Source organism: Vibrio penaeicida, from assembly GCF_030689305.1.
Taxonomy (GTDB): Bacteria; Pseudomonadota; Gammaproteobacteria; order Enterobacterales; family Vibrionaceae; genus Vibrio; species Vibrio penaeicida_B.
The window spans coordinates 1-22,972 of sequence record NZ_JAUYVM010000018.1; the positions used below are offsets into that span (position 1 = coordinate 1).

Here is a 22,972-nt window from a genome sequence, read left to right on the forward strand (position 1 = left end):
AAAGCGTTCCCGTGTCAGCGAGGGGCATTATAGAGATCGACATCACATTGGCAAGCCCTTTTTGACGTTTTTTTCAATTTCTAAGTTGTTTGCGTGTTTTTTATTCAAAAGGTGGTATTTTCACTATTCTTCTTTCACTTTTTACCCTTTAATCGCCCTAAATTAAGGAGAAATCATGAGCTCAATTCGAAGTTATAAAGGTATTTGCCCTGAAATTGGTGAAGGTGTCTATATAGATAGCAGCTCTATCTTAGTGGGTGACATTAAAATAGGTAAAGATTCTAGCGTTTGGCCACTTGTTGCAGCCAGAGGTGATGTTAATCATATTCATATTGGCGAGCGTACCAATATTCAAGACGGTTCCGTTTTGCACGTTACTCATAAAAATGCGGAAAACCCTGAAGGCTACCCGCTTATCATTGGTAATGAAGTGACTATCGGTCATAAGGTCATGCTTCATGGGTGTACGGTAGGCGATCGTGTATTAGTAGGTATGGGTGCCATCGTCTTAGACGGAGCGCACATAAAAGATGAAGTTATGATTGGTGCGGGCAGTTTGGTCCCTCCCAATAAAGTATTGGAGAGTGGTTATCTCTATGTAGGGAGCCCAGTAAAACAGGCTCGCCCATTAAGTGACAAAGAAATCGCTTTTTTACGCAAGTCCGCAGATAACTACGTCAATACTAAAAATGAGTACAGAACTATAGTAGAGCCAGTTACTTTCGAATAACAACTTGCCCGTTGTCGTCGAAATCTTCCTCTTCTATCAAAGATTCAGCAAGCTCTTCCATATCAAAACGGTATTGTGAGAATAAAGAGAGAGCTTGCTGCTCTTCCTCTATTTTCTCTCCGCTCACTTGTTCAATGGCAGCCACTAAAGCAAGACATTCGATCAACATGCCTGATTGCTGTGCTGGGAAACGTACCGCGTTATGTTCTTCATCCCAAGTTTGGATATCAGGAAAGAGTATTGATTGATTCATGTCAGGCTACCCTTCCAAGTTTTTTCTGAGTTCTCGAAGAACTTGCTTTGCGCCAGGCCTTAACCCTCTCCATACAAGGAAGCTTTCTGCTGCCTGCCCGACCAACATACCTAGACCATCGTAAGCATTTACAACTTGGTTATCTTTAGCCCACTGATTAAATGCTGTAAGACCCTGCCCATACATCATGTCATAGCTAACGGTTGTTGAAGTGAATATCGAAGAGCTAATCGTGGGTAGGTCACCACTCAAACTAGCAGATGTGGAATTGATCACCACATCAAAGGAAGTATTGATGTCTTCCATAGGAACAGCACGAATATCACCAAATTCGTTAAACATCTCCTCAAGCTTTTTCGCTTTAGCAAATGTACGGTTGGTAACCACTATGCTTTTTGGGGATTGGTCCAAAAGTGGTTTTATCACGCCGCGTGCTGCGCCACCTGCACCAATAACCAAAATACGGGCACCTTCTAACGGTACTTGGTATTGCAATAAATCTTGAACTAAACCTTCGCCATCGGTGTTATCACCAATGATTTCTCCATCATCGAGTTTTTTTAGTGTATTCACCGCCCCCGCCAATTGCGCTCTTTCGGTCAGGCGATCAGCAAATTGAAAGGCGTCTTCTTTAAATGGCACAGTCACATTACAGCCTTTCCCACCTTGCGAGAAAAACTCTGTTGCCGATTCTACGAAACCACCTATGGGCGCTTGGCGCGTTACATAGGATAAAGACTGATTGGTTTGTCGAGCAAAGAGGGTGTGTATAAAAGGGGATTTACTGTGTCCGATAGGGTTACCAAACACGACGTACTGATCGATAGGTTGCGCCATTTCCTTGCCTGCAAAATTAAATAGGGTCGTTTGTACAGACCCTATCATCATACCCAAATTGCCTCAAGCGACTGGATTCTGAGCGTTATAGCTGGAAATCACCATTCTCTAGGTTTTAGGTAATTTTGGTACAGGTCATCTTCCGGTGTCCCAGGCTCAACCTGATAGTCGTATTCCCATCGTGCTAAAGGAGGCATCGACATTAAGATTGATTCAGTACGCCCACCACTTTGTAGCCCAAATAAAGTGCCTCTGTCGTAGACTAAGTTGAATTCGACGTAGCGACCACGGCGGTATAACTGAAATTGGCGCTCTTTTTCACCATATTCAGTCTCTTTTCTTCGATCAATGATTGGTACAAGCGCATCGGTATAGCCTTTCCCAACAGCTTGAATGTATTCAAAGCTTTTCTCGAAACCCCATTCATTGAGGTCATCAAAAAATAAACCACCGACACCACGAGTTTCATTACGATGCGGAAGGAAGAAATATTCATCGCACCACTTTTTATGCTCTGAATACACATTATCACCAAACGGTGCGCAGACTTCTTTTGCCGTATTGTGCCAATACAAGCAATCTTCTTCGAAAGGATAAAACGGGGTTAAATCGAAACCACCACCAAACCACCAGATGGGATCATGCCCTTCTTTTTCGGCAATAAAGAAACGCACATTGGCATGAGAAGTGGGTACATAAGGGTTGTGCGGGTGCATCACTAACGACACGCCCATCGCCTCAAATTTTCGACCAGCAAGTTCAGGGCGATGAGCCGTAGCTGATGCGGGCATCTCTCGACCGGAAACGTGTGAAAAGTTCACTCCGCCTTGTTCAAAGACATTGCCGCCACTCATGACTCGAGTTCGACCTCCGCCGCCTAGGCGTTCCGTCGATTCACGATGCCAAATATCTTCTTCAAATACAGCCTTACCGTCCACCTCTTCAAGCTGCTGGCATATGCTGTCCTGAAGTTCTAACAAAAAGTACTTTACTGCATCTTTATCGATATCTGACATTGCTTATTCCTATATTCGCAGGTTATCCCTGTCTTAATATGGTAGACGTTAAAGCGTCGCGTATTTCACTCGGTTTATCGCGACCACCGGTTTCACCTTCTAAAATTGCGACCAAGTACTCACCTAGCTGCGCATGTACCTCCTGAAAAGTCATACACGGTGGCTCACCCGTAAGGTTGGCGCTGGTCGAGGTTAGCGGTTTACCAAACGACTCGCAAAGTTTTTGTACCAATGGATGATCAGTCACCCTTACCGCAATGGAATCAAATTGACCTGAAAGTAGGTTTGATAACCCAGGTTTTGCAGGCATTACCCAGGTAACTGGTCCAGGCCAAGTGTCGAACACCGCTTGGCGAGCTTCATCCGTTAATTGAGATTCATCGATGTATGGCTTGAGTTGCTCAAAATTGGCGGCGATGAGAATTAACCCTTTTTCTACTGGTCTTTTCTTAAGTTCAAGTAGCTTTTGAATAGCGTCTGCGTTATCAGGGTCACAGCCGACTCCAAATACACCTTCCGTTGGGTAAGCAATGACTTCCCCATCATGGAGCGCCTGAACTGTGTTTTCAAAATTGGTCAATTTGAACCCCTTATCTTTAACATTTGAGCAGTAGTGTACAAAGAGTTTACCCCTCAGCCCAAAAGTAATTTATCAGTAAACTGTATCAAACCTTAAAACGATTTCGCGCAAACGTTTTCCTTACCGAAAATTCTACGTATAATGCGCGCAAAATATCCGCTCACCCAATGAAAGCGCTGAAGGAGTTTTGAGATGCAAGTCGGTATTATTATGGGTTCTAAATCAGATTGGCCAACCATGAAACTAGCAGCAGAAATGCTGGATCGCTTTGGTGTGTCCTATGAAACGAAAGTGGTTTCTGCCCACCGTACGCCACAATTATTGGCAGACTACGCCAATAGCGCGAAAGACCGCGGCATCAAGGTAATCATTGCTGGCGCAGGTGGTGCCGCACACTTACCTGGTATGGCGGCGGCCTTTACAAGCTTGCCGGTTCTGGGCGTTCCTGTTCAATCTCGTGCATTAAAAGGCATGGACTCCCTACTTTCAATTGTACAAATGCCTAAAGGTATAGCCGTGGGCACTTTGGCTATTGGAGAAGCTGGTGCAGCCAATTCCGGTATTTTGGCCGCTCAGATCATTGGTACTCACAATGAAGAAGTAATGGCAAAAGTTGAAGCTTTCCGCCAAGAACAAACTGAGACGGTTTTAGCTAACCCGAACCCAGCAGAGGATTGATCCCCATGCACGTTCTTGTCTTAGGCGCAGGTCAACTGGCTCGAATGATGTCTTTGGCTGGTGCGCCATTGAACATTCATATTTCTGCCTTCGATGTAGGCACAGAAAACATTGTTCACCCACTCACCCAGCAAGTGATTGGAAATGGCTTGGCTACGGCTATTGAACAAGCGGATGTCATAACGGCCGAGTTCGAACACATTCCACACGATGTGCTTGATGAGTGTGAAAAAAGCGGTAAGTTTTTTCCGACTACCGACGCCATCAAAGCTGGCGGTGATCGTCGCATAGAGAAATCGCTACTCGATAATGCCAAGGTAAGAAATGCCAAGTACTTCGTGATCAATACACAAGAAGATTTTGAGAATGCCATCCAGCATGTTGGCATTCCGATGGTGCTGAAAAGCACTCTTGGTGGTTACGATGGAAAAGGGCAGTGGCGTTTAAAAGACAAAGTACAAGCCAATGCTATTTGGCAGGAAATGTCTGAGTGCATCGCTGAAACACCAAACCAAGCGATTGTGGCAGAAGAGTTTGTGCCGTTTCAGCGTGAAGTGTCTTTGGTTGGTGCTCGAAATGCAGCGGGTGAAATCGCCATCTACCCACTAGCAGAGAACGTTCATACTGATGGGGTTTTAACGCTATCGACAGCCATTGCAGATGAAACACTTCAGGCACAAGCCAATATCGCGTTTACGGCGGTAGCGGAGTCTTTGAACTATGTGGGTGTTTTGGCGCTCGAATTCTTTGATGTGAATGGCGAGTTACTGGTAAACGAAATCGCGCCTCGCGTCCATAATTCTGGTCATTGGACTCAACAAGGTGCTGAGACTTGCCAATTCGAGAACCACTTACGCGCTGTATGTGGGTTACCATTAGGCAGCACTGAGCTGGTGCGCCCAACCTCTATGGTAAATATCTTGGGTGAAGACCAAGTGCCAGAGAGCGTTTTGGCAATGCCAGAGTGCCATGTGCATTGGTATGGTAAGGAAAAGCGTGCAGGTCGTAAAATGGGTCACATCAATGTGTGTGCAAGCAACGATGAGGCGTTAAAAGCCGCTCTGGTTAAACTTGCAAATATTTTGGATGCAGATGCTTTTCCTGCATTAAAGGAAAGCGCCCAAGCGCTGTAAGGCGCACCTATCTGTAAAAAGCAGTTACCTATAAAAAGCAGCATTACCTGTAAAAACGGCACTCTAGTGAGTGCCGTTTTTTATTGGATTTGTTCTTTCTGACACTTCCGATTAGCGCACAATACTTTAACGCCAGATGCCAGTTTCTTCTCAATCAGTAGTGAGTAATCACACTCAGTGCACGAACCGATGATGGGTTTATGGTTCACCGCAAACTTGCATTTCGGGTAGCTATTGCAGGCATAAAAAGTTTTGCCATAGCGGGATTTTCTTTCAACCAAATGACCCGTTTTGCACTCAGGACAGGCAATCTCTTCTTCCTTTTTCTGCTCCTCTTTAGGGACATCCAAGGACTCAATATGATGGCAGTCTGGGTATGCACTGCAACCGATAAACATGCCATAACGACCTTGCCTCAGTACCAATTCATTAGCACACTCGGGACAAGGGACACCTAACTCTTTAACAATATGACCATCGTTTTGACCAATCGTACGAATGTAGTCACAAGATGGGTACTGATTGCACCCTAGGAAAGGACCATGTTTACCATGACGTAAAGACAATTCTCCACCGCATTGAGGGCACGGTTCTTTTTCCAGTGCGTGCTCATGGGCAGAGAATAATTGCGAATCAATTTTACCGCTCATTCACCCAAAACCATTAATGAAGAATACCACTCTCGGTAGTATACAAGAGCTCCTCCATTTGGGTGTAGGCGTTTTCATTCCCCGGCACATTAAACAGTACCATCAATACTATCCACTTTAGATCGTCCAGCTGAAAGTCACTGGTTTCCAAGCCCATAACTCGATCAATGATCATTTCACGAGTTTCGGCGGTCAACACTTCAACTTGCTCCAAAAACAGCAAGAATCCACGACATTCTATATCTAAACGTGTCATTTCAGTGCGCGTGTAAATACGTACCGACGTAGCTGCACTGGTTCTCATGGCGGATTGTGCATCGCTTTGTTGTAGCGCTGCCAAGTCCTCTAACCAATTCAGGGCTTTGTAAATTTCTTTTTGGTGGAATCCAGCTCTGAGAAGCTCATCTTCCAACTCATCTTGATCGACCATCAATTCCGCATCACTGTGGATATAGGTCTCGAACAAATACATCAGTATGTCCATCATAGTTAGCCCCTCCCCTTTCGAATATAGCCACCAGGTACTGCAACAACATACCCTGAAAGCTCAAGCTCCAGTAGTTGCATCATGACTTCATGCACAGGTATATGGGTCCGCTCTGCAAGAATATCAACGGGTGTTGCTTCTAACCCTACGTTAGCCATTAGTTCAGGAAATGGCAATTCTTCTTGCGAGGCTTCTTCACTAAATATAGATGTTTGTTGGGAAAACGACCAAGAAACTAAATTTTCTACTTCTTGGAGAATATCTTCGGACGATTGGACCAGGCAGGCACCAGACTTAATGAGTGCATTACCCCCTCTGGAATTGGGGTTGTGAATTGAGCCGGGCAGAGCAAAAACATCTCGACCTTGCTCTGCCGCGTATCGCGCCGTTATCAACGACCCACTGCGTTCGGCAGCTTCGACAACAAAAACGCCAACCGACAATCCACTAATAATACGATTGCGGCGCGGGAAGTGCTCTGGTCTGGGTTTTGTGTTGGGTCTAAATTCTGAAACGAGCGCGCCTTGCTCTATAATCCTTTGTGCTAGCTTTCTGTGCCGAGCTGGATAAATGCAGTCGAGTCCCGAGCCCAACACAGCAACAGTTTGACCGCCTCCCTCCAACGCACCATCGTGAGCGTGCCCATCCACACCCAGCGCCAAACCACTGGTGACCACTAACCCATTTGCGGATAAATCTTTGGCAAACGCCCTTGCTGTTTGTAGCCCTTCTATACTGGCGTTTCGACTGCCGACCATGGCTATCTGTGGGGCGCTCAAAGATCGAGTGTCCCCTTTAACAAACAATGTAGTTGGTGGAGAAGAGACTTCTTTGAGTAATGGCGGGTACGCACAATCGAGTAGAGTAACAATATGGTGGTTTGACGCCAGCTGCCACTCTAGACATTCATCGACCTCTGGATGTGAACTGGCTTTAAGGAATTGAATTTGTTTCGGCTTAAGCCCTATGGCTTGCCATCGCTCTTCACTGGACGAAAGTAAATTGACGGGAGAATCAATAGTGAGTAGTCGAGTCAGAGACTGACCACCCAATTGAGGCGTAAAACTCAATGTCAGCCAAGCTCTCAACTCATTTTCTGTCATTTAACTGTCTTCGTCCTTAGTTTCCAGTGCGTCATTTTGTGGCTCTTTCAATAATGGAGAAAGCCCCATGGTTTGGGTGTGAATCGGCGCTTTGCTTCGGGTAATTAATGCAATGCTGAAAGAGGCGTACGGACGAATAACGATCATTTCCCCGACAGAAACATCCGGAAGATTTTCGCTAAGCCACCCATCATCCACAATGTAGTTGCCTCGGCTTCCAGAGACACCTAACCCTTCTTCCCAAAGGTCAAACATGGTGCCTTGTTCCACTTTATCGTTAAGCCCACGATCAATAATGACGACCTGATTACGCCCAATAAACTTACTTCCTTCCAAAGACCCAAGAATAGACGCTGAGACATGTTTAGGCGCGGGTTCTGGATAAAATGTATTGGAGAATGACAACTCTTCATGATACTGATGCGGTAACGCAAAGTCATTGGATAGGATTTCTTGATTCTGGGATTCCACTCTCAAAGAACTCAGCTTTTCCTCTGATTTTACTAACGTTGCCGTCGCAACCATTTTCAGAGAAAAGACTTCTTCACCACTGTCACTGCGCTGATATTCGGCTACAGAACGGTAGATACCCCAATGTTTCTCTGTGGTTTTGCCATCAATGAACAATTGGTCATGCTGGCTCAAGAAACGTCTTCCATCTTGTGTCCCGATCACTCGCATTGCACTATCTAACGCCTCCTTAGTGACGAGCCGATCGGAATTGATGTATGGCAAAACCAGCCCTTCAGGCAAGGTTGGTACCGCATCTTTATCCAGAATTCGAGCTTTGGGAGAAAGCGTAAGAAGAGGTTTTCGGCTCAACATGGGTTGCCCATTTCGCCATACCAAAGTCAGCTTGTCGCCAGGGTAGATAAGGTGAGGATCATTGATGTCTGGGTTAATCTGCCAGAGTCGTGGCCAAAGCCATGGGCTGTCGAGGTAAAGCGCCGAAATATCCCATAGGGTATCCCCTTTTTTCACTTCGTACGTTTTCGGTGCGTTTTCTTTAACCGATAAAACATCACTTTTTGCAAGGACACTATGTGTGACAACACATGTTATTATAGCTAAAGAGGTACGACCTAACTTGGCTATTATTCCTTTCATAACCTCAATTTCCCTATCCAATATTGGCTAGGATGCTGTCATTTAGGTTATAAAATGTCTAGAATTGAGCCAGCTAGGTTTTAGCTGTTTCGGCACAGTTCAATATTTAGAGTGTATATGTCTGTATTACAAGTATTAACTTTCCCTGATGATCGCCTTCGCACAGTGGCTAAGCCCGTCGAAGCAGTGACACCAGAGATTCAAAAAATCGTCGACGATATGTTAGAAACCATGTACGACGAAGAAGGCATCGGCCTTGCTGCAACGCAAGTCGATATTCATCAGCGCATCGTTGTTATCGATGTTTCTGATACTCGCGATCAGCCAATGGTACTGATTAACCCTGAGATCACCGAAAAACGCGGTGAAGATGGCATCGAAGAAGGTTGTCTGTCTATCCCAGGTGCTCGTGCTTTGGTGCCTCGTGCGGCAGAAGTTTCTGTTACAGCGAAGAATCGCGAAGGTGAGGAATACTCATTTGAAGCCGATGAGCTTTTGGCCATTTGCGTTCAACATGAATTGGATCACCTCGAAGGCAAGTTGTTTGTTGATTACCTTTCGCCACTGAAGCGTAAGCGCATTCAGGACAAGATGTTGAAGCTTAAGCGTTTCAATGAGAAGCAAGCGAAAAACGCCTAATCCAAACCACCTTCATCCATAAAGGAACCTTACCTTGAGTCAGTCTTTAAGAATTGTCTTTGCAGGTACTCCGGACTTCGCCGCCCTTCACTTGGCGGCGTTATTGTCTTCGGAGCACGAAGTTATTGCGGTTTACACCAATCCAGACCGCCCAGCAGGCCGTGGTAAAAAACTTACCCCTACCCCAGTTAAAAGCTTGGCGCTGGAACACGATATTCCTGTTTACCAACCCGAAAACTTCAAATCTGATGAAGCGAAGCAAACGTTGGTGGATCTAAATACCGATATCATGATTGTTGTCGCGTATGGCATGTTACTACCACAAGCCATATTGGATACCCCTCGTTTAGGGTGCGTCAACGTTCATGGTTCGATTTTACCGCGCTGGCGTGGTGCTGCACCGATTCAACGTTCGGTATGGGCGGGGGATGCTGAAGCTGGCGTCACCATCATGCAGATGGACATTGGCTTGGATACGGGTGATATGTTGAAAATTGCTTCTCTTCCAATTGAGGCAACCGACACCAGTGCGTCGATGTACGACAAACTAGCCGTTCTTGGCCCGGAAGCACTTGTCGACTGCCTAGCGGATATTTCGAATGGCAACGCGCAACCCGTCAAGCAAGATGACGAGCAAGCCACTTACGCGAAGAAGCTCAGCAAAGAAGAAGCCCGTATCAATTGGAATGACGATGCCGCTCACTTAGAGCGCAGTGTTCGCGCCTTCAATCCATGGCCCATCAGCCATTTTGAAGCTGCAGATAACACCATCAAAGTTTGGCAGAGTCGCACAGAGAGCCAAACCACCGACAAAGCGGCTGGTACCATTCTTCAAGCGGACAAAACCGGTATCTACGTTGCGACAGGTGACGGAGTACTTGTACTCGAAAAGCTGCAGGTTCCGGGTAAAAAAGCGATGCCAGTTCAAGACATATTGAACTCAAGAGCATCTTGGTTTGAAGTGGGCACGCAGCTCGTTTAAATCAGAAACAACCTGATTTCAGGATAAATAGCCAATATCAATGATTGATTGAATTGCTATATTGACGAAGTGAAGACTCACTTCAATACGTACTTTTTGAGGGCAGAGATGCCCTCCTTTGCTTTAAGGTATTCATCATGAATGTTCGCGCTGAAGCTGCCAACGTTTTGTATCTCGTTGTCGATAAAGGGCAATCACTTTCTACCGCCCTTCCTGCCGCACAACAAAATATCCGCCCGCGAGACCACGCTCTATTGCAAGAAATTTGCTACGGCGCACTACGCTACCTCCCTCGCCTAGAAACCATTGCCAATCATTTAATGGATAAACCATTAAAGGGCAAGCAACGCGTGTTTCATCATCTTATTCTGGTGGGCATTTACCAACTGAGTTTTATGCGAATTCCTGCACACGCAGCGGTTGGGGAAACGGTTGAAGGCACCAAAACACTCAAAGGTCCTCGGCTTCGCGGTTTGATCAATGCGGTACTTCGTAACTACCAAAGAAACCAAGAAGAATTGGATCAAGTTGCCGTTAGCCACAACGCGGGCAAATATGGCCACCCAAGTTGGCTACTAAAATTGTTGCAAGCTGCTTACCCAGAGCAATGGGAAAGTATTGTTGAAGCAAACAACCAAAAAGCACCGATGTGGCTTCGCGTGAACCACCAGCATCACAGTCGCGACGAGTACCTTGAGTTACTCAAAAGTGCAAACATTGATAGCAGCGCACACAGTGAAGCACTAGACGCCATAAAATTGGATGCGCCGATCGATGTACATGCCTTGCCTGGTTTTGAAAAAGGTTGGGTATCGGTACAAGATGCCGCCGCTCAGCTGTCGCTGAATTACCTGACCCCTCAAGATGGCGAATTGATTTTGGATTGCTGCGCAGCTCCAGGTGGCAAAACAGCGCACATTCTTGAGCGCACCCAAAACAGCGACGTTGTTGCAATAGATTGCGACGAAAACCGCCTCAAGCGAGTTCATGAAAACCTGAAGCGCCTCAACCTTCAGGCGAAAGTTATTTGCGGTGATGCTAGGAATCCTCAAGAATGGTGGCAAGGTGAACAATTTGACCGCATTTTGCTTGATGCGCCATGTTCTGCGACAGGGGTTATCCGTCGTCATCCAGACATTAAATGGCTGCGCCGAGCCGATGACATCGAAGCCTTAGCCGAACTGCAAAGTGAGATTCTCGATGCGATGTGGCAACAGCTTAAACCGGGTGGCACGCTTGTCTACGCGACATGTTCGATCACCCCGCAGGAAAATCGCGATCAAGTGGTTAAATTTCTGAATCGCACATCGGATGCAACGTTAGATGGGTCAGACATCGAAAACCCGGGCAGACAAATTCTTCCGGGAGAAGACGACATGGACGGCTTCTATTACGCTGTATTGAGAAAGCAGGCGTAAGCAATAAAACAACCATACTCAATACGTGTCGCCAAAAGGCGCAACAGTAGTAAGCGGATAGATAAGCAGAATAGGTAGGCGATGAAAATCATCATACTCGGTGCCGGACAAGTAGGCGGCACCCTTGCAGAAAACTTAGTGGGTGAGAACAACGACATCACGGTAGTAGACCGGAATGGAGACCGACTGCGTGAATTGCAGGATAAGTATGACTTGCGGGTGGTCAATGGGTTTGCCAGCCACCCGGGCACCTTACGTGAAGCAGGTGCTCAAGATGCCGACATGCTGGTTGCGGTGACCAATACCGATGAAACCAATATGGCGGCATGTCAGGTTGCCTTTACGTTGTTCAATACCCCTAACCGAATTGCCCGTATTCGCTCGCCAGAGTATTTGACAGAAAAAGACGCATTGTTCCAATCTGGTGCGATTCCCGTCGACCACCTTATCGCACCAGAAGAATTGGTTACCAGCTATATCGAACGCTTGATCCAATACCCTGGAGCACTCCAAGTGGTCAGTTTCGCTGAGCGTAAAGTCAGCTTGGTTGCGGTTAAGGCCTACTATGGCGGTCCACTAGTTGGGAACGCGCTTTCTGCACTGCGTGATCACATGCCTCACATTGACACTCGTGTAGCAGCCATATTTCGTCAAGGCAGGCCCATTCGCCCGCAAGGTACCACCGTCATTGAAGCGGATGATGAAGTGTTCTTCGTCGCAGCGAGTAACCACATTCGCTCTATCATGAGTGAACTCCAACGTCTTGAGAAACCTTACCGCCGCATCATGATAGTCGGAGGAGGGAACATTGGGGCAAGCTTGGCAAAACGCTTGGAAAAAGAGTACAGCGTCAAACTGATTGAACGCGGTTATCAGCGAGCAGAAAGGCTGTCTGAACAGCTTGAAAATACGATTGTATTCTGTGGCGACGCGGCCGATCAGGAACTGCTCGCAGAAGAAAACATCGACCAAGTGGATGTCTTCATCGCTCTAACCAATGAAGACGAAACCAATATCATGTCCGCCATGCTGGCAAAACGTATGGGCGCAAAAAAGGTCATGGTGCTGATTCAACGCGGTGCTTACGTCGATTTGGTGCAAGGCGGTACCATTGACGTGGCGATATCACCACAGCAAGCCACAATTTCTGCACTCCTGACACACGTTCGACGCGCAGATATCGTCAACGTATCATCTTTACGCCGTGGGGCGGCTGAAGCCATCGAAGCCATTGCACATGGGGATGAAACCACGTCTAAAGTTGTTGGTCGTGCGGTAGGTGATATCAAACTTCCACCAGGTACCACTATTGGTGCCATTGTTCGCGGTGAAGAAGTGTTGATCGCTCACGACCGAACGGTGATTGAACAAGACGACCATGTGGTGATGTTCTTGGTCGATAAAAAATACGTGCCCGACGTGGAGCGCTTGTTCCAACCAAGCCCATTTTTCCTATAGAGTCAGTGTTGGCGCTCTGTGTTTGGGGCGTCGCTCAAACCGTGGTAATAAGTCGATATGGTCCATCTACGCCCGATCTTATTTGTCATTGGACTGGTGCTCTCTAAGCTAGCCCTATTTATGTACGCCCCTACTGCCGTTGCCTTTTTCACTGGCACACCTGGGCTTATCGAATTTGGTCAGTCCGTACTGATTTTGCACGGCGTGGCATTCGTTTGTTTAACCATTGGGCGAACCGCAGAATTCCGTCTTGGGGTTCGAGACCTCTTTTTGATAACGTCACTTGTTTGGACTATCGCCAGCGCATTCGCCGCCCTGCCCTTCGTATTCATTAACCACATCAGCTTTACCGACGCGTATTTTGAAACCATGTCGGGGATTACCACCACGGGTTCAACGGTCCTCAGCGGACTCGATGATATGGCACCGAGTATTCTCCTTTGGCGCTCTATCTTGCAATGGTTAGGAGGAATCGGTTTCATTGTAATGGGGGTAGCTATCTTACCCATGCTGAATGTTGGCGGCATGCGGTTGTTCCAAACCGAAAGCTCTGACTGGTCCGACAAAAGTGCACCGCGAACAAAAATTGTCGCGATTCATATCGTGTACGTGTACCTCACATTGACGGCGCTGTGCGTGATTGGCTATTTGCTCACGGGAATGTCAGGCTTTGATGCGATAAATCATGCATTCACCACCCTCTCTACTGGTGGTTACTCCACATCAGATAGCTCCATGAACCACTTTTCCAACGGAGCACATTGGGTGGGCATTCTTTTTATGTTTCTTGGCGGGCTTCCCTTCTTGCTGTTTGTTACTGCACTGAAAAAGCGCGAACTCAATTCCTTCTGGCAAGATGCGCAAGTAAGAGGGTTCGCCTACTTGGTCGTGTTTACCTCTTTGGTTGTCGCTGGTTGGTTATGGCTCCATCAGCACTACCAGTTGTCCGACGCCATTCGTGTTTCCCTGTTTAATATCATCTCGGTAACAACCACGACAGGATTTGGTTTGGAAGACTTTACAGCTTGGGGCGCATTACCTGCCGTTATTTTTGCATTCATGATGATGGCAGGGGCTTGCTCTGGATCCACATCAGGCGGTATTAAAGTCTTTCGATTCCAAATAGCGCTTACCCTGCTGCACAAGCAAATGATGCGCTTAATTCACCCGTCAGGTGTTTTTGTCCAAAAGTACAACCATCGCCCCGTCAACGACGACATCGTTCGCTCGTTGGTCGCATTTGGGCTGATGTTCTTTATCACCATTATCGTGATTGCCGCGGCGTTAGGGGCTATGGGGTTAGACCCAGTCACCGCCATATCAGGAGCGGTCACCGCAGTGGCGAATGTTGGTCCGGGCATGGGCCATGTTATCGGTCCGACGGGGAATTTTGCCCCGCTTCCTGATGCTGCGAAATGGTTACTGAGTATTGGTATGTTAATGGGTAGGCTGGAAATACTGACACTACTGGTGCTGTTCTTCCCTGCTTTTTGGAAGCGTTAAGATTTAAAGTTAACCCTATTCAGTCTGACCATAACGTACTTGCCGACCCAATCAGATTGGGTCAACAAAGAAATAGATCGCAAAGAAATGGCACGCGGCCCCACCCAGAACAAACCCGTGCCAGATGGCGTGGTTAAAGGGAATACGTTTACTCACGTAAAAAATAACCCCCAAGGAATACACCACTCCACCAATAGCGAGTAAAACCAAACCACCCACATCGAGCGTAATAGCTAGTTGGTAAATCACAACAAGTGACAGCCACCCCATGCCGAGATACGTATACAGCGACAGTTTTTTAAATCGGTACACGAAGGCTATTTTGGCAATGATGCCAATCAGTGCGATCGACCAAATAATGATCATCAAACCAATGGCCAATGGGGTTCGCAAGCTGACCAATAAGAAAGGTGTATAACTGCCCGCAATAAGCAGATAAATGGCGCAATGATCCAGCGTTTTTAACCAGCGTTTCGCTTTGCGATAAGGCACGGCGTGATAAACCGTCGAAGCCAGAAACAGCAGAATAAGGCTACCGCCGTATACGCTCATACTGGTGATGGTTAGCGTATCTGCATGATTATCTACCGCTTTGATCAGCAAGAACACTAACCCTACAATGCCACAAATCATACCTAGCGCATGTGTGATGCTATTGGCTATCTCTTCACTTACGCTGTACTCAGTTGTTGTAGGACGTGTCATACGCCCCTCCTTCAATTTAGAGCGAATACTCAACAGAAGAGAAGTATGACACACTCAGCGTACACTTGTAAGCTTAAATTTTAGCTAGACAGACCGATTAAGATCAACAGATCTGTTTAGAGTCAAATGACTATGTTTTCTGGACTGACTAGGTTTACTGGGCTGACTAAGTCGAACTTTCCAGAAACGCCAATACTTGCTGCCCTGCATCTTCACCGGACGTACTGGATGGAAGAACCAAATGACGTTTTAATTCGTTACCGCCAAGTAACCCAGCCAACATGCCACCGATGCCTTTCTTGCGGCGATCCACTTCAAACCACAGCTTTAATTCACCTTCGTCACGATACGCTACGATTTCCAGCTCTCGCCAGCGCCCATGGTAAGGTCCCGTGGTCGGAACAAATTCAAACTCTTGCACAAATGGAAGGTCAAACCCTTTGGCTTCTTCACACTCAACCTGACGAATGCGCAAACCCTGTTCTTCTAATGCCGTAAATATGCCATCCATTAATGGATCTGGGCGAACGGTCAATACATCTTTGTCTGTTGGATCAATTGCCATAGATATATCCAATCCGGTTTCCAACCACACTTTGGCATCACCGATGGTTACAGGAGTATTCCATGGAATAGGCAGCTCCACATCAAACGTGCGTTCTTCACCGGGTTCAATAGTAAAAGCATAAGGCAACTGCCATGAAGCCAATGCGTATTTCACGTTTTGCTTCTTGGTTTGCATCCCTTCTTGCACGTGGCTTTTGTCGTTGTCTGCGGGTACTTCACGTACGTATCGACAACAAAGCTTCAAATCGATGTTATCGATCTCTTGCGCAGAAGAACCACCATACACGTGGATTTTAATGCTGACATTCTGCCCCGGAATCAGCACTTCCTGCTGAAGAATAGAATCTACTTTGGCACTACCGATACCAAAGCTGGCTAAGGTTTTCTTTAAAAAAGACATGAACAACTCCTCTGGTTAGGTTCTTCCTTTGCTTTATACTCAAGTGACCTCAAGATGTAGGGTTCAGAGCTTCATATACTGTTTCAGTTCAAGGATAAGAATGCAGTGGAATGACGAGTCCTTTCCAAATTCTTTGACAAAGAAATGAGACAGTATATGAGCTCCCAAGGGCGAGTTTAACTGGCTTTCATCCTGCGTTACCGATTATCGATTTAGAACCACTAGATCTTCAAATCGGTGCCTTGTCTAAAAGCCAGTTAATTCTCGCTGAACCTAGCACCTTGATGTCACTTGAGTATATAAGGTGATGATTAGCAGAAGAAAGTTCCGACTATTTTCTATACATATCCTGTACGGCGGGTTTGTGCAACATTCATACGAGAGACTCACTAAAAAATGAGCAAAAAACCAGCATTTTGTTCGCACATATTTTGAATAAATGCTAATCTTTGAGCCGGATATGACTTCATATCTATACTCCTGATTTTCTATAGGATTGGCGCTCGCCAGAAGAGATTTTTCTCATAGTGAATCAGGCCATATGATTGGCAAAGGATGTGCCTGACTGTTAGGTAAACGAATGCGCCCAACACCTGTCAGGTTTTCGCACACACATCGTAGTGCGTCTCGACGTCGTTCAGGTTTCGCTTCAGCTCCAGTCTGCAGCAAACCAGCTCCACAGGTAAACTTAGTTGTTAAAACGGCTCTTGAGAGCCAGAAAGACAAGAAAGTAACCCAAGCGGCTTAATAAAAAGCGCGGTCTCAGACTGCGCTTTTTTATTTCAACAGATTTTGTTAACGTACAAAAAATATCACTATGAAATTTGTGGAGAAAGATATGAAATGTCATCGCATCAATGAGTTAATCGAACTCATGCATCCAGAATGGCAAAAAGAGTCAGACCTCAACTTAATGGCATTCATCCAAAAGTTATCTCAAGAAGCAGGATATGAAGGCAAACTTGAAGATTTGACCGATGATGTGCTGATCTACCATTTAAAAATGCGAAACAGTCAAAAAGAAGACATGATTCCAGGGTTGGCTAAAGATCAAGAAGACGATTTCAAGACAGCACTTCTAAAAGCTCGCGGCATTCTTTAATTCCAACCGTAATTCAATTCTCTTTCCTTAAAGCGGTGTTTCTGCCGCTTTTGTGTATGCCTATTTTTTTGCTCAACTGTTACTAAGAAAGTTATTAAACCTTGATACCCATAAAAAAATAAATGTTTTATAAACAGTATAATCCTTAGGCAATTCGAGCTGTGTCTTGCTCTTTGTGTGTGTAGTTAAACAGAGTGTCGTGCTCTCTTCACGTACGCAAACCTTCTTACGTTCGACTTCCTCGTGTGAGATCTGGCAAGACAACTAGAATAAAAAAAGCAATGTCGAAGAGTGAAGGCAAAAGAACCTTCACCTCAAAACGCCCAAGAAGGACACCTGTATGAGTCAGGACAAAATCGAAGTTAAAGATGTGACTCCGAAAACCTATAACCCTAAAACACATAAGGGTAAAGGAGACCGTTTTAACCCGAACAACCAAATCTATGTGCGAGAAAGTAAAGGAACCTACCAAAAACTCCGTCGATATGGTGGTTGGTTTTTATTGTTGGTATTTGGTCTAACACCTTGGATACCCTACGGCGATCGTCAGGCGATACTGCTGGATTTAGGGAATCAGCAATTTAATTTCTTCGGCACAACCTTGTTCCCACAAGATCTCACGCTCCTTGCCTTGCTGTTTATGATCGCCGCCTTTGGGCTGTTCTTCCTCACCACATTTTTAGGACGAGTTTGGTGTGGTTACCTTTGCCCTCAAACCGTTTGGACATTCATGTACATATGGTTTGAAGAGAAGTTAGAAGGCGCCGCCAATAAGCGGCGAAAGCAAGACAGTGGAAAAATGAACTCGAACCTTCTGCTTCGCAAAACCCTTAAGCACATAGCGTGGTGGTTTATTGCCCTCGTTACCGGCTTTACCTTTGTCGGGTATTTTGTGCCCGTCAAAGATTTGGTTATCGACTTTTTCACCTTTAACGCCAGCTTTTGGCCTGTGTTTTGGGTCGTATTTTTCGCTGCTTGTACCTATGGTAATGCAGGATGGATGCGTTCAATCATGTGTATACATATGTGCCCTTACTCTCGCTTCCAATCTGCCATGTTCGATAAAGATACCTACATAGTGGGTTACGACACCGAAAGAGGGGAAACACGTGGCGGTCGCTCTCGAAAAGCCGACCCGAAACAGCTGGGGTTGGGGGATTGCATTGATTGCGACTTGTGTGTTCAGGTTTGCCCGGCTGGTATCGATATCCGTGATGGCTTGCAATACGAATGCATAAATTGTGGTGCTTGTATTGACGCGTGCGACAAAACCATGGACCGCATGGGGTATGACAAAGGGCTCATCAGTTACACAACCGAACATCGCTTATCAGGCAAGCACACCAACATCATGCGACCGAAATTACTGGGCTATGGCGTAGTCATGCTACTCATGACGGGTCTTTTCCTATTCCAAGTGGTGAGTGTTGAGCCTATGGGGCTATCGGTCCTACGAGATAGAAACCAGCTGTTCAGAATGAATAATGAAGGGCTCGTAGAAAACACATACACCCTTAAAATCATCAACAAAACTCAAGAGCGGCAGGAATACCACCTCAACGTGAGCGGGATTAGTGATGTTACTTGGTATGGTGCTCAAACCGTGCAGGTTAGCCCGGGTGAAGTGCTTAACTTTCCTTTGAGCCTTGGTGCTGATCCTGACAAACTTCGCTCTCCCATCTCAAAGATTCAGTTTATACTCACCGACAGTGACCAATTTACTGTCGAAGTCGAAAGCCGATTTATTAAGAAGCTATAGACTTTTCTCAAGATGGAATAAGGCGCAGTAATGCGCCTTTTTTAATGTATGTCTGATAATGCCTTTAACTTTGAAGCTCTGACTCCCGACTTCATGTGGTACGCGCTGGAAAGCATTGGAGTCCGCGCTGAATCGGGGTTACTTGCCCTAAACAGCTATGAAAACCGAGTCTATCAATTCGCAGACGAAGACAAACGACGCTATGTGGTTAAGTTCTACAGACCATCGCGCTGGAGCAAGGCTCAAATCCAAGAAGAACATGATTTTGCTTTAGAATTACTGGAACAAGACATACCGCTTGCCCCTCCTTTGGTGATCAATGGCCAAACATTGCATGAGTATAATGGCTATCTATTCACGCTTTTTGATAGCGTAGGCGGGCGTCAATTCGAAGTCGATAACGACGAACAGTTGGAGTGGGTGGGCCGTTTTATGGGTCGAATTCACAAAGTTGCTCAAAGTAAGACATTTCAACATCGTCCTACTTTAGGCTTTGAAGAATACCTCTATCAACCTCGTGCACTATTGCAACAATCCGACCTGATACCCATGCATTTGGAAAAGAGTTTTTTCAAAGACTTAGACATGCTTATTGAGCGAATTGAGTCGCATTGGGTTTCTGGTGCAGCCATACAGCGGTTGCATGGAGACTGCCATCCAGGGAACATTCTTTGGCGAGATGGGCCGATGTTTGTCGACTTAGATGATGCGCGAAATGGTCCTGCCGTTCAGGACTTATGGATGCTACTCAATGGTGAACGCCACGATAAATTGGCTCAATTGGATATCATTCTTGAGGGTTATGAAGAATTCTGTAACTTTAATCACAATGAATTGAAACTAATTGAGCCATTGCGCGGTCTACGAATGGTACATTACATGGCTTGGTTAGCTAAGCGATGGCAAGATCCCGCCTTTCCCGTTGCATTCCCTTGGTTTAGCGACGCAAAGTACTGGGAAGGTCAAGTGCTTGCATTCAAGGAACAATTGGCGGCTTTAGAAGAAGCCCCGCTGACACTCACGCCTCAATGGTAAGTTGTGCTGTGTCCAACACGGTTTTACACGGAGAATAACTACATGAAAAAACTTTTTGCACTGATTGCAACTGTGCTTATCAGCGTTTCAGCCCATGCAGCAAAATTCAGTGAAGGTGAACACTACAAAGTACTGGATCTTCCTGCGTCTTCTTCCCCAACAGTAACAGAGTTTTTCTCGTTCTACTGTCCGCACTGTAATTCATTCGAACCCGTTGTTCAGCAACTTAAAAAGCAACTGCCAGACAACGCGAAACTGGTTAAAGTGCACGTTTCTTTCATGGGCGGTAACATGGGCGTGCCAATGAGTAAAGCCTATGCGGCAATGGTGGCACTGAAAGCAGAAGATAAAATGGTTCCGGTTATGTTCAATCGCATCCACAACCTGCAAAAGGCACCAAAGAACGAAGAAGAATTGCGTCAAATCTTCCTAGATGAAGGCATTGATGCCAAGGCATTCGATTCTGCTTACAAAGGTTTTGCTGTGGACTCTATGGTTCGTCGATTCGATAAGCAATTCCAAAACAGCGGTCTACGCGGTGTTCCAGCCATTGTTGTGAACAACAAATACCTCGTGCAAGCACCATCAATTAAATCAATGGATGAGTACTTCGAGCTGGTCAATTTCCTATTGAAGCTCAAGTAAATCACAATGAACAATCATTAAAAAAGGAGCCTTTGGCTCCTTTTTTTGTTCTTAATCCGTTTGTTAGAGTTCAGCCAACTAGCTTCAACCTATTTACCGTGATAAATATTCTTCAGCACTTCATCTTTATCTCGCCAAATATCCCCAAGCCATTGCTGGAACTGCCTCTTATAAGGCTTGTCGTTAAAGTAGTCGCCTTTCACCTCTTCTGTCATCGGTATCAAACGAATACGCACCTCAATTCGCTTCATTTTTCCCATTAGCATATCTTTAAACGGGGTATCTACATTGTCTGGGTACGCCAACGTAACATCAATTATATGATCAAATTGTTCGCCCATCGCCGCTAGGGTATAAGCAATCCCCCCCGATTTTGGGGATAATAAATGCTGATAAGGCGCGCTGGATTTTTTCTGTTTCTCAGAAGTATAACGCGTGCCTTCGACATAATTTACGACTGTGGTGGGCAGGTGTCTGAATTTTTCGCATGAGCGGCGCGTTGTTGCCAAGTCCTGTCCACGCTTTTCAGGGTGCCTAATTAAGTACTCCCTTGAATAACGACGCATAAATGGCATATCCAGCGCCCAACAAGCCATACCAACGAAAGGGACGTATAAAAGTTGCTGTTTTAGAAAAAATTTAGGCATGGGTATACGGTCTTTAAAAACAGAACAAAGAACAACGATATCTGTCCAACTGAGATGATTACTAATCATCAAGTACCAGCCCTCTTTTTTTAACCCTTCTCCCCCTTCAATGCGCCACTCTATTCGGTTAGAGATAACCAAAATGAGCCCATTAAGGGTGGCCCAAAGCCACATAAAAAAGTTGGCACCACGAGTAACATGCGTTTTTAGTTTTTGTCCCGGAACAAGAAACTTAACCAATGCGAGTAAGACGATTGGAATGGAGCACAAAGCAGAAGTCAGGATGACGAGTGTGACGTTGAGAATAAGAAGAAAATAACCAAACATAGCGTTATAAATATTGAAGATAAGCCCACGTTAAAAATGGTGCATTATTGTACTGCGCTGTCATCTTAATGTAATCCATTTATTTAATGGTCTGATTTGTCGAGTTTTTCGTATAACCACGTGGAATAGTGGATTAAGTACCACTTAATATGACATTCTGTACTCTCGCTCAAAATCAGTATTCGGATAAAGGGATTATCATGGAACGAAAATCGTTAAGTGTTTTACTGTCTGCTTTGGTTGCTTCCTATGGTGCTCAGGCAGAGCTCAGCGATAAGAATGGATTCAGTGGCGAAGTCGCTATCAACGTTGGCTATACCAGTCAAACATCAAATATGAATACCGAAGCCAGTGCTCAGCGTACAAAGGGGGAAACCCCAACTGTAAGTAATGTCTTAATTGCGCCGTTAGGGAATCTTCAATACACGTTCGGCTCAAATAAACAGCATCAGGTATTTTTTGGTACGTCTCGCGCCGATATTGCTATCGGTACTTTAGCGCTTGAGTTAGGCTACAAAAATGAGTTGTCTTCTGGCATGACTTGGAGCCTTGCGGCACTGCCGAGTGTCCTTCAATCCGAGGTATGGCAAGACCCTTATCAGCTCAATGGTAACCGTGCAGAAACCAAAGAATTTGGTACGGCTTATCGTCTTCAATTGGAAAAGACGCCGCTATTCGGTCTCAACTTTGATCTCGCCTATGGGCAAATTAATATTGAGAAAGAAACATCGGGATCAGAATTGGCGTCGGGTGCCGATAAACTGAATCGAAATGGCAAGGTACTGTATTCCAAGGTCAAAAAATTTGTGCCATTAAGCCGCACCACCTTTTTACTGCCTTCGCTCAAATACATCCAACGCGACGCCGATGGTTCTGCTATGCAAAACACTGGAATTGGTGCAGACTTAACTGTGATCATGGTGCGCGGTCAGCATCAATTCGTCACCACCATTTCTTATCTCAACCGCAGCTTTGACGACACAAACCCTGTCTTCGATAAAACCCGAGATGATAATCAACTCAAGCTGTTCTTAGCTTATGAATACGTGAACTTCATGGGTTGGGAAAACACGTCTTTGGTTGCTTTTGGTGGTTACGACTCCATCACTTCAAACATTGATTTCTACGACAGCAGTAACTGGATTGTTGCTACTGGCTTGAACTACAGTTTTTAAACAGCGTAAGCAACCCAATAACATATCGTCCATCAA

24 protein-coding genes are annotated in these 22,972 nt (G+C 45.8%); 13 read left to right on the forward strand and 11 right to left on the reverse strand.

Translation table 11 applies throughout. The features are described 5' to 3' along the window. Nucleotides 1-175: 175 nt before the first annotated feature. Nucleotides 176-730 carry a gamma carbonic anhydrase family protein gene (locus tag Q8W40_RS22410; protein ID WP_305400378.1) on the forward strand — a complete coding sequence of 185 codons (555 nt, stop codon included), beginning with the start codon at nt 176-178 and terminating at the stop codon, nt 728-730. Here Q8W40_RS22410 and Q8W40_RS22415 read toward each other — a convergent pair. From Q8W40_RS22415 to Q8W40_RS22430, 4 genes are all read right to left on the reverse strand, one after another. Continuing rightward, complete coding sequence (locus Q8W40_RS22415) at nt 717-983, reverse strand: DUF1488 domain-containing protein (protein WP_305400381.1); 267 nt, start codon at nt 981-983, stop codon at nt 717-719. The genes Q8W40_RS22410 and Q8W40_RS22415 overlap by 14 nt on opposite strands. 6 nt (nt 984-989) lie before the next feature. After that, nucleotides 990-1,820 carry a shikimate dehydrogenase gene (gene aroE, locus Q8W40_RS22420; protein ID WP_305400493.1) on the reverse strand — a complete coding sequence of 277 codons (831 nt, stop codon included), beginning with the start codon at nt 1,818-1,820 and terminating at the stop codon, nt 990-992. 98 nt (nt 1,821-1,918) lie between these two features. Then, nucleotides 1,919-2,836, reverse strand: a complete 918-nt coding sequence (gene hemF / locus Q8W40_RS22425) for an oxygen-dependent coproporphyrinogen oxidase (protein WP_305400382.1) — start codon at nt 2,834-2,836, stop codon at nt 1,919-1,921. Between the two features lie 22 nt (nt 2,837-2,858). After that, nucleotides 2,859-3,416, reverse strand: coding sequence for an L-threonylcarbamoyladenylate synthase (locus tag Q8W40_RS22430; RefSeq protein WP_305400384.1), 558 nt, complete (start codon nt 3,414-3,416; stop codon nt 2,859-2,861). A gap of 192 nt (nt 3,417-3,608) precedes the next feature. Here Q8W40_RS22430 and purE point away from each other — a divergent pair, with 192 nt between their 5' ends. Together purE and Q8W40_RS22440 are read left to right on the forward strand one after the other, a co-directional pair. Then, on the forward strand, nt 3,609-4,094 hold the full coding sequence (gene purE, locus Q8W40_RS22435; RefSeq protein ID WP_101115240.1) for a 5-(carboxyamino)imidazole ribonucleotide mutase: 486 nt from the start codon (nt 3,609-3,611) through the stop codon (nt 4,092-4,094). Nucleotides 4,095-4,099: 5 nt separating this feature from the next. Next, complete coding sequence (locus tag Q8W40_RS22440) at nt 4,100-5,227, forward strand: 5-(carboxyamino)imidazole ribonucleotide synthase (RefSeq protein WP_305400386.1); 1,128 nt, start codon at nt 4,100-4,102, stop codon at nt 5,225-5,227. Nucleotides 5,228-5,307: 80 nt separating this feature from the next. Here the strand turns inward: Q8W40_RS22440 and Q8W40_RS22445 are convergent, their stop codons facing one another. From Q8W40_RS22445 to Q8W40_RS22460, 4 genes are read right to left on the reverse strand one after another with little or no spacing between them, the layout of a single operon-like run. Next, complete coding sequence (locus Q8W40_RS22445) at nt 5,308-5,877, reverse strand: DNA topoisomerase family protein (protein ID WP_305400387.1); 570 nt, start codon at nt 5,875-5,877, stop codon at nt 5,308-5,310. A gap of 13 nt (nt 5,878-5,890) precedes the next feature. Beyond that, nucleotides 5,891-6,364, reverse strand: coding sequence for a DUF494 family protein (locus Q8W40_RS22450; RefSeq protein ID WP_101115243.1), 474 nt, complete (start codon nt 6,362-6,364; stop codon nt 5,891-5,893). A gap of 2 nt (nt 6,365-6,366) precedes the next feature. Beyond that, the gene (gene dprA, locus Q8W40_RS22455) at nt 6,367-7,467 is read right to left on the reverse strand and encodes a DNA-processing protein DprA (protein ID WP_305400390.1); all 1,101 of its coding nucleotides are present in this window, start codon (nt 7,465-7,467) and stop codon (nt 6,367-6,369) included. Next, nucleotides 7,468-8,574 (reverse strand): LysM peptidoglycan-binding domain-containing protein, encoded by a 1,107-nt coding sequence (locus tag Q8W40_RS22460; RefSeq protein ID WP_305400392.1) that lies wholly within the window; start codon nt 8,572-8,574, stop codon nt 7,468-7,470. A gap of 117 nt (nt 8,575-8,691) precedes the next feature. Between Q8W40_RS22460 and def the strand changes: the two genes are divergently transcribed. The 5 genes from def to Q8W40_RS22485 all read left to right on the forward strand — a co-directional run bounded on the left by def (nt 8,692) and on the right by Q8W40_RS22485 (nt 14,574). Continuing rightward, nucleotides 8,692-9,213: a peptide deformylase gene (gene def / locus Q8W40_RS22465; protein ID WP_101115246.1), complete on the forward strand. Its 522-nt coding sequence runs from the start codon at nt 8,692-8,694 to the stop codon at nt 9,211-9,213. Between the two features lie 34 nt (nt 9,214-9,247). Further along, nucleotides 9,248-10,195 carry a methionyl-tRNA formyltransferase gene (fmt, locus tag Q8W40_RS22470; protein WP_305400394.1) on the forward strand — a complete coding sequence of 316 codons (948 nt, stop codon included), beginning with the start codon at nt 9,248-9,250 and terminating at the stop codon, nt 10,193-10,195. 137 nt (nt 10,196-10,332) lie between these two features. Then, the gene (rsmB, locus tag Q8W40_RS22475; RefSeq protein ID WP_305400396.1) at nt 10,333-11,613 is read left to right on the forward strand and encodes a 16S rRNA (cytosine(967)-C(5))-methyltransferase RsmB; all 1,281 of its coding nucleotides are present in this window, start codon (nt 10,333-10,335) and stop codon (nt 11,611-11,613) included. Between the two features lie 81 nt (nt 11,614-11,694). Continuing rightward, entirely contained in the window at nt 11,695-13,071 is a 1,377-nt protein-coding gene (trkA, locus tag Q8W40_RS22480) for a Trk system potassium transporter TrkA (protein ID WP_101115249.1), read from the forward strand. Between the two features lie 57 nt (nt 13,072-13,128). Next, a complete protein-coding gene (locus tag Q8W40_RS22485; protein WP_305400398.1) occupies nt 13,129-14,574 on the forward strand; it encodes a TrkH family potassium uptake protein in 1,446 nt (481 codons plus the stop codon). 51 nt (nt 14,575-14,625) lie between these two features. On the opposite strand, the gene trhA is transcribed toward Q8W40_RS22485, so the two are convergent. Together trhA and Q8W40_RS22495 are read right to left on the reverse strand one after the other, a co-directional pair. After that, on the reverse strand, nt 14,626-15,279 hold the full coding sequence (gene trhA / locus Q8W40_RS22490; RefSeq protein ID WP_305400400.1) for a PAQR family membrane homeostasis protein TrhA: 654 nt from the start codon (nt 15,277-15,279) through the stop codon (nt 14,626-14,628). Nucleotides 15,280-15,445: 166 nt separating this feature from the next. Continuing rightward, nucleotides 15,446-16,246: a sporulation protein gene (locus Q8W40_RS22495; RefSeq protein ID WP_305400401.1), complete on the reverse strand. Its 801-nt coding sequence runs from the start codon at nt 16,244-16,246 to the stop codon at nt 15,446-15,448. 838 nt (nt 16,247-17,084) lie between these two features. Between Q8W40_RS22495 and Q8W40_RS22500 the strand changes: the two genes are divergently transcribed. The 4 genes from Q8W40_RS22500 to Q8W40_RS22515 all read left to right on the forward strand — a co-directional run bounded on the left by Q8W40_RS22500 (nt 17,085) and on the right by Q8W40_RS22515 (nt 20,787). Continuing rightward, nucleotides 17,085-17,348: a YihD family protein gene (locus Q8W40_RS22500; protein WP_101115253.1), complete on the forward strand. Its 264-nt coding sequence runs from the start codon at nt 17,085-17,087 to the stop codon at nt 17,346-17,348. A 340-nt stretch (nt 17,349-17,688) separates the two neighbouring features. Further along, nucleotides 17,689-19,107 carry a cytochrome c oxidase accessory protein CcoG gene (gene ccoG, locus Q8W40_RS22505; RefSeq protein WP_305400402.1) on the forward strand — a complete coding sequence of 473 codons (1,419 nt, stop codon included), beginning with the start codon at nt 17,689-17,691 and terminating at the stop codon, nt 19,105-19,107. A 48-nt stretch (nt 19,108-19,155) separates the two neighbouring features. Further along, a complete protein-coding gene (locus Q8W40_RS22510; protein ID WP_305400403.1) occupies nt 19,156-20,142 on the forward strand; it encodes a serine/threonine protein kinase in 987 nt (328 codons plus the stop codon). A gap of 42 nt (nt 20,143-20,184) precedes the next feature. Then, nucleotides 20,185-20,787, forward strand: a complete 603-nt coding sequence (locus Q8W40_RS22515; protein ID WP_101115256.1) for a thiol:disulfide interchange protein DsbA/DsbL — start codon at nt 20,185-20,187, stop codon at nt 20,785-20,787. Nucleotides 20,788-20,876: 89 nt separating this feature from the next. Here Q8W40_RS22515 and Q8W40_RS22520 read toward each other — a convergent pair whose 3' ends face one another. Then, nucleotides 20,877-21,761 (reverse strand): acyltransferase, encoded by an 885-nt coding sequence (locus Q8W40_RS22520; protein ID WP_305400405.1) that lies wholly within the window; start codon nt 21,759-21,761, stop codon nt 20,877-20,879. A 200-nt stretch (nt 21,762-21,961) separates the two neighbouring features. On the opposite strand from Q8W40_RS22520, the gene Q8W40_RS22525 reads away from it, so the two are divergent. Then, the gene (locus Q8W40_RS22525; protein WP_305400407.1) at nt 21,962-22,936 is read left to right on the forward strand and encodes a DUF2860 family protein; all 975 of its coding nucleotides are present in this window, start codon (nt 21,962-21,964) and stop codon (nt 22,934-22,936) included. Nucleotides 22,937-22,972: the final 36 nt, after the last annotated feature.

What these genes read in the sequence shown, in the direction of transcription:
- Q8W40_RS22410 (WP_305400378.1), top strand. Translation starts at nt 176, where the DNA reads ATGAGCTCAATTCGAAGTTATAAAGGTATTTGCCCTGAAATTGGTGAA.
- Q8W40_RS22415 (WP_305400381.1), bottom strand. Translation starts at nt 983, where the DNA reads ATGAATCAATCAATACTCTTTCCTGATATCCAAACTTGGGATGAAGAA.
- aroE (WP_305400493.1), bottom strand. Translation starts at nt 1,820, where the DNA reads ATGGCGCAACCTATCGATCAGTACGTCGTGTTTGGTAACCCTATCGGA.
- hemF (WP_305400382.1), bottom strand. Translation starts at nt 2,836, where the DNA reads ATGTCAGATATCGATAAAGATGCAGTAAAGTACTTTTTGTTAGAACTT.
- purE (WP_101115240.1), top strand. Translation starts at nt 3,609, where the DNA reads ATGCAAGTCGGTATTATTATGGGTTCTAAATCAGATTGGCCAACCATG.
- Q8W40_RS22440 (WP_305400386.1), top strand. Translation starts at nt 4,100, where the DNA reads ATGCACGTTCTTGTCTTAGGCGCAGGTCAACTGGCTCGAATGATGTCT.
- Q8W40_RS22445 (WP_305400387.1), bottom strand. Translation starts at nt 5,877, where the DNA reads ATGAGCGGTAAAATTGATTCGCAATTATTCTCTGCCCATGAGCACGCA.
- Q8W40_RS22450 (WP_101115243.1), bottom strand. Translation starts at nt 6,364, where the DNA reads ATGATGGACATACTGATGTATTTGTTCGAGACCTATATCCACAGTGAT.
- dprA (WP_305400390.1), bottom strand. Translation starts at nt 7,467, where the DNA reads ATGACAGAAAATGAGTTGAGAGCTTGGCTGACATTGAGTTTTACGCCT.
- Q8W40_RS22460 (WP_305400392.1), bottom strand. Translation starts at nt 8,574, where the DNA reads ATGAAAGGAATAATAGCCAAGTTAGGTCGTACCTCTTTAGCTATAATA.
- def (WP_101115246.1), top strand. Translation starts at nt 8,692, where the DNA reads ATGTCTGTATTACAAGTATTAACTTTCCCTGATGATCGCCTTCGCACA.
- rsmB (WP_305400396.1), top strand. Translation starts at nt 10,333, where the DNA reads ATGAATGTTCGCGCTGAAGCTGCCAACGTTTTGTATCTCGTTGTCGAT.
- trkA (WP_101115249.1), top strand. Translation starts at nt 11,695, where the DNA reads ATGAAAATCATCATACTCGGTGCCGGACAAGTAGGCGGCACCCTTGCA.
- Q8W40_RS22485 (WP_305400398.1), top strand. Translation starts at nt 13,129, where the DNA reads ATGGTCCATCTACGCCCGATCTTATTTGTCATTGGACTGGTGCTCTCT.
- trhA (WP_305400400.1), bottom strand. Translation starts at nt 15,279, where the DNA reads ATGACACGTCCTACAACAACTGAGTACAGCGTAAGTGAAGAGATAGCC.
- Q8W40_RS22495 (WP_305400401.1), bottom strand. Translation starts at nt 16,246, where the DNA reads ATGTCTTTTTTAAAGAAAACCTTAGCCAGCTTTGGTATCGGTAGTGCC.
- Q8W40_RS22500 (WP_101115253.1), top strand. Translation starts at nt 17,085, where the DNA reads ATGAAATGTCATCGCATCAATGAGTTAATCGAACTCATGCATCCAGAA.
- ccoG (WP_305400402.1), top strand. Translation starts at nt 17,689, where the DNA reads ATGAGTCAGGACAAAATCGAAGTTAAAGATGTGACTCCGAAAACCTAT.
- Q8W40_RS22510 (WP_305400403.1), top strand. Translation starts at nt 19,156, where the DNA reads ATGTCTGATAATGCCTTTAACTTTGAAGCTCTGACTCCCGACTTCATG.
- Q8W40_RS22515 (WP_101115256.1), top strand. Translation starts at nt 20,185, where the DNA reads ATGAAAAAACTTTTTGCACTGATTGCAACTGTGCTTATCAGCGTTTCA.
- Q8W40_RS22520 (WP_305400405.1), bottom strand. Translation starts at nt 21,761, where the DNA reads ATGTTTGGTTATTTTCTTCTTATTCTCAACGTCACACTCGTCATCCTG.
- Q8W40_RS22525 (WP_305400407.1), top strand. Translation starts at nt 21,962, where the DNA reads ATGGAACGAAAATCGTTAAGTGTTTTACTGTCTGCTTTGGTTGCTTCC.